The 3,750-nt window shown below is 71.7% G+C and carries 3 protein-coding genes; all 3 read right to left on the bottom strand.

Annotation, left to right across the window (positions count from 1 at the left end; all coding sequences use genetic code 11):
- Positions 1–1,171: ABC transporter permease (locus PKY62_RS07455; protein WP_324536077.1), on the bottom strand; the 1,171-nt coding region annotated here is incomplete at its 3' end.
- Entirely contained in the window at positions 1,168–2,898 is a 1,731-nt protein-coding gene (locus tag PKY62_RS07450; protein WP_324536076.1) for an ABC transporter ATP-binding protein, read from the bottom strand. The genes PKY62_RS07455 and PKY62_RS07450, both read right to left, overlap by 4 nt.
- Complete coding sequence (locus PKY62_RS07445) at positions 2,892–3,629, bottom strand: TetR/AcrR family transcriptional regulator (RefSeq protein WP_324536075.1); 738 nt, start codon at positions 3,627–3,629, stop codon at positions 2,892–2,894. The genes PKY62_RS07450 and PKY62_RS07445 overlap by 7 nt, the downstream gene beginning before the upstream one ends.
- Positions 3,630–3,750 lie beyond the last annotated feature (121 nt).

The following is a 3,750-nucleotide window of genomic DNA, read 5'->3' as shown; positions in this document are numbered from 1 at the left end:
GCTCGAAGACCCGCTCGGCCGAGGCGACGCCGGACTGCAGCAGGTTGGCCATCGAGGCCACCTGGGTGATCGGCTGGGTGAACTGCCGCGAGTACTGGATGAAGGCCTGGACGTCGCCCAGCGAGATGGTCCCCGACGCGACGCGCAGGGCGCCGACGACGGCGATCGCCACGTAGTTGAGGTTGGAGATGAACATCATCGCGGGCTGGATGAGCCCGGAGATGAACTGCGCCTTGAACGACGCGTCGTACAGCGCGTCGTTCTCCGTCGCGAAGACCTCCTTGGCGTGCGCCTGCTGACCGAAGACCTTGACCAGCGCGTGGCCGGTGAACATCTCCTCGATGTGGGCGTTGAGCGTGCCCGTGCGCTTCCACTGCGCCGCGAACTGCGGCTGGGAGCGCTTCGCGATCTGCATGACGAGCACGGCGGACAGCGGGATGGTCACCAGGGCGATGAGCGCCAGCTCCCAGGAGATCCAGAACATCATCGCGAGCACGCCGACCACGGTGAGCAACGCGGTGATGAGCTGGCTCAGCGCCTGCTGCATGGTCATCGCGAGGTTGTCGATGTCGTTGGTCACGCGCGAGAGCACGTCGCCGCGAGCGTGCGTGTCGAAGTAGGCGAGCGGCAGCCGGCCGAGCTTCTCCTCGACCTCCTGGCGCATCCGGTAGACGGTCCGCTGGACCAGCCCGGTGGTCAACCACCCCTGGACCCAGCCGAACAGCGAGGCGCCGGCGTAGAGCGCGACGACCGTCAGGAGCACCGCACCGAGCGCGTCGAGGTCGAGGCCCTGCCCCGGGACGACGTCCATCGAGGCGAGCATGTCGGCGAGCTGGTCCTGGCCCTGGGCGCGCAGCCCCTCGACGGCCTCGACCTGGCTCGTGCCGGCGGGCAGCATCCGCCCGACGACGCCGGCGAAGATGAGGTCGGTGCCCCGGCCGAGGATCTTGGGCCCGAGCACGTTGAGGAAGACGCTCACGGCCGTGAGGACGAGCACGACGCCGATGACGGCACGCTCGGGCCGCAGCGTGCCGAGCAGGCGACGCATCGAGCCGCGGAAGTCCGTGGCCTTGGCTGTCGGCATGCCCATCCGACCCATCGGGCCGTGCCCCATCCCGCCGGGCGGCGGTGCGGGACGGTTGGCGCCCGGGGCGCCCTGGTGCGCGCTCATGCCGCCTCGCTCTCGGTCACCTGGGACAGGACGATCTCGCGGTAGGTCTCGTTGCCCGCCATGAGCTCGGCGTGGGTGCCGACGCCCACCACCTCGCCCGCGTCGAGCACGATGATCCGGTCCGCGTGCCGGATCGTGCTCACCCGCTGGGCGACGATGACGACGGTCGCCTCGCGGGTCTCGGGCGCCAGCGCACGGCGCAGCGCCGCGTCCGTCGCGAAGTCGAGCGCCGAGAACGAGTCGTCGAACAGGTAGATCTCCGGCTTGCGGACCAGCGCCCTGGCGATCGCGAGCCGCTGCCGCTGCCCGCCGGACACGTTGGAGCCGCCCTGGGCGATCTCGGCCTCGAGACCACCCATCTCGCGCACGAACCCGGCGGCCTGGGCCACCTCGAGCGCGTGCCACATCTCGGGCTCGGTGGCCTCGGGCCGGCCGTAGCGCAGGTTGCTCGCCACGGACCCGGTGAAGAGGAACGGCTTCTGCGGGATGAGGCCGATCTTCGACCACAGGACGTCGAGCGCGAGGTCGCGCACATCGACGCCGTCGACGAGCACCGCGCCCTCGCTGACGTCCATGAGCCGCGGGATGACGTTGAGCAGGGTGGTCTTGCCCGCCCCGGTCGAGCCGATGATCGCGGTGGTCTCGCCAGGCTGCGCCGCGAGGCTCACGCCGCGCAGCACCGAGTCCTCTGCCCCCGGATAGCGGAAGTCCACGTCGCGCAGCTCGAGGTAGCCGGCGCCGACGAGCTCGGTGACCGGCTCGTCGGTCGGCACCACGGTGGACTGCGTGTCGAGCACCTCCATGATCCGCTCCGCGCTGACCTCTGCCCGCGGGACGATCATGAACATCATGGTCGCCATGAGCACGGACATGAGGATCTGCATGATGTAGGACAGGAACGCCGTCAGGGCGCCCACCTGCATCGACCCCTCGTCGATCCGCATGCCGCCGAACCACAGGACCCCGACGCTCGTGACGTTCATGACGAGCATGACCAGCGGGAACATCAGGGCCATCAGCCGGCCGACCCCGACGGCCACGGTGCGCAGCTCGTCGTTGGCGTCGGCGAACCGCTCGCGCTCATGGTCGTCGCGGACGAACGCGCGGATGACCCGGATGCCGGTGATCTGCTCGCGCAGCACCCGGTTGATCCCGTCGATCCGCACCTGCATGACCCGGAACAGCGGCCGCATGCGGGCCACGATGAAGCCCACGACGACGAGCAGCACCGGGATGACGAGCAGCAGCAGCCGCGACAGGACGACGTCCTCGCGCAGGGCCATGATGACGCCGCCCACCGCCATGACGGGCGCCGCGACGAGCATCGTGAGGCTGAGCATGACGACCATCTGCACCTGCTGGACGTCGTTGGTCGTCCGCGTGATGAGCGTCGGCGCACCGAACCGCCCGACCTCGCGCGCCGAGAAGTCCTGCACGCGCGAGAACACCGCCGCCCGCACGTCCCGGCCCAGCCCCATGGCGATCTTCGCCCCGAAGTAGACCGCCGTCATCGATGCGGCCACCTGCCCGAGGGTGACGAGCAGCATGACGCCGCCGATGCGCAGGATCGTCGCTGTGTCCCCCTTGACCACGCCCTCGTCGATGATGTCGGCGTTGAGGCTGGGCAGGAAGAGGTTGGCGATCGACTGCGCGAGCTGGAGCAGCAGCACGATCGTCAGGGGTGTGGCGTACGGGCGCAACGACGTGCGCAGCAGACGCATCAGCATGAGGTCTCCGGGTGGTGAGGGGCCGAGGGGGCGAGCAGGCCGTCGAGCAGGAGGTCGACGAGGGCCGCGGCGGGCAGGGTCGGGTCGGGCGCGCCGGGCCGTGCCGCGCCGAGGGCGACGGCGACGACGAGCCGGGCGCATACGGCGGGGGGCTGGCGCAGGGCCGCGGCGTGGGGCTCGAGCAGGGCGGTGAGCGCCTCGACGATCGCCTGGGCCGGGTGCCGGCCAGCGCCGTGGGCCGCCGGGCCGTGGCCGCCGGGTCCCGGCACGACGGGGCCGTGCGCAGGGTGGTGGTGCCGACCCTCGTCCGCGCCGGCCTCGGTGCCCCGGGGCAGCTGGTGCACGACGGCGAGCAGCGAGCTCACCGTCCGGCCGCGGTCCAGGACCGTCGCGATCGCGAGGGTGAGGCTTCGGCGCAGGTCGGGGCCGTGGGCCGCGCCGATCTGCTCGACGAGGTCCGTCGGGTCGAGCGCCTGGCCGACGGCGGCACGCACGAGGGACGCCTTGTCCGGGAACACCCGGAAGAGCGTCCCCTCGGCGACACCCGCCGCGGTGGCCAGGTCACGCGTCGACACGTCGAGCCCGCGCTCGAGCAGCAGCGGGACGGCGGCCGCGAGCACGGACGCTCGCCGCTCCTCGAGGCTCAGCGGGGCCGCGCGCCGCGGGCGGGCCGCAGAGCCGGGGGGTACGGAGCCGGGGGGTACGGAGCCCGGGGCTACGGAGGGGTTCACGTGGGGCACCCTACGTGAGTGAGTGCTCACTCACAAGTCCGTACCGCACCGTGTGACGTCGCGCCCCCGAGCGTGGTGACCCCGTGCGAGGGGCGGACGTGCGAGGCGCGGACGTGCGGGG

Source organism: Actinotalea sp., assembly GCF_035443605.1.
GTDB lineage: Bacteria > Actinomycetota > Actinomycetes > Actinomycetales > Cellulomonadaceae > Actinotalea.
Note: the sequence above shows the minus strand (reverse complement) of the source record. Positions and strands in the feature narration are given on the sequence as shown.

What these genes read in the sequence shown, in the direction of transcription:
- PKY62_RS07450 (WP_324536076.1), bottom strand. Translation starts at nt 2,898, where the DNA reads ATGCTGATGCGTCTGCTGCGCACGTCGTTGCGCCCGTACGCCACACCC.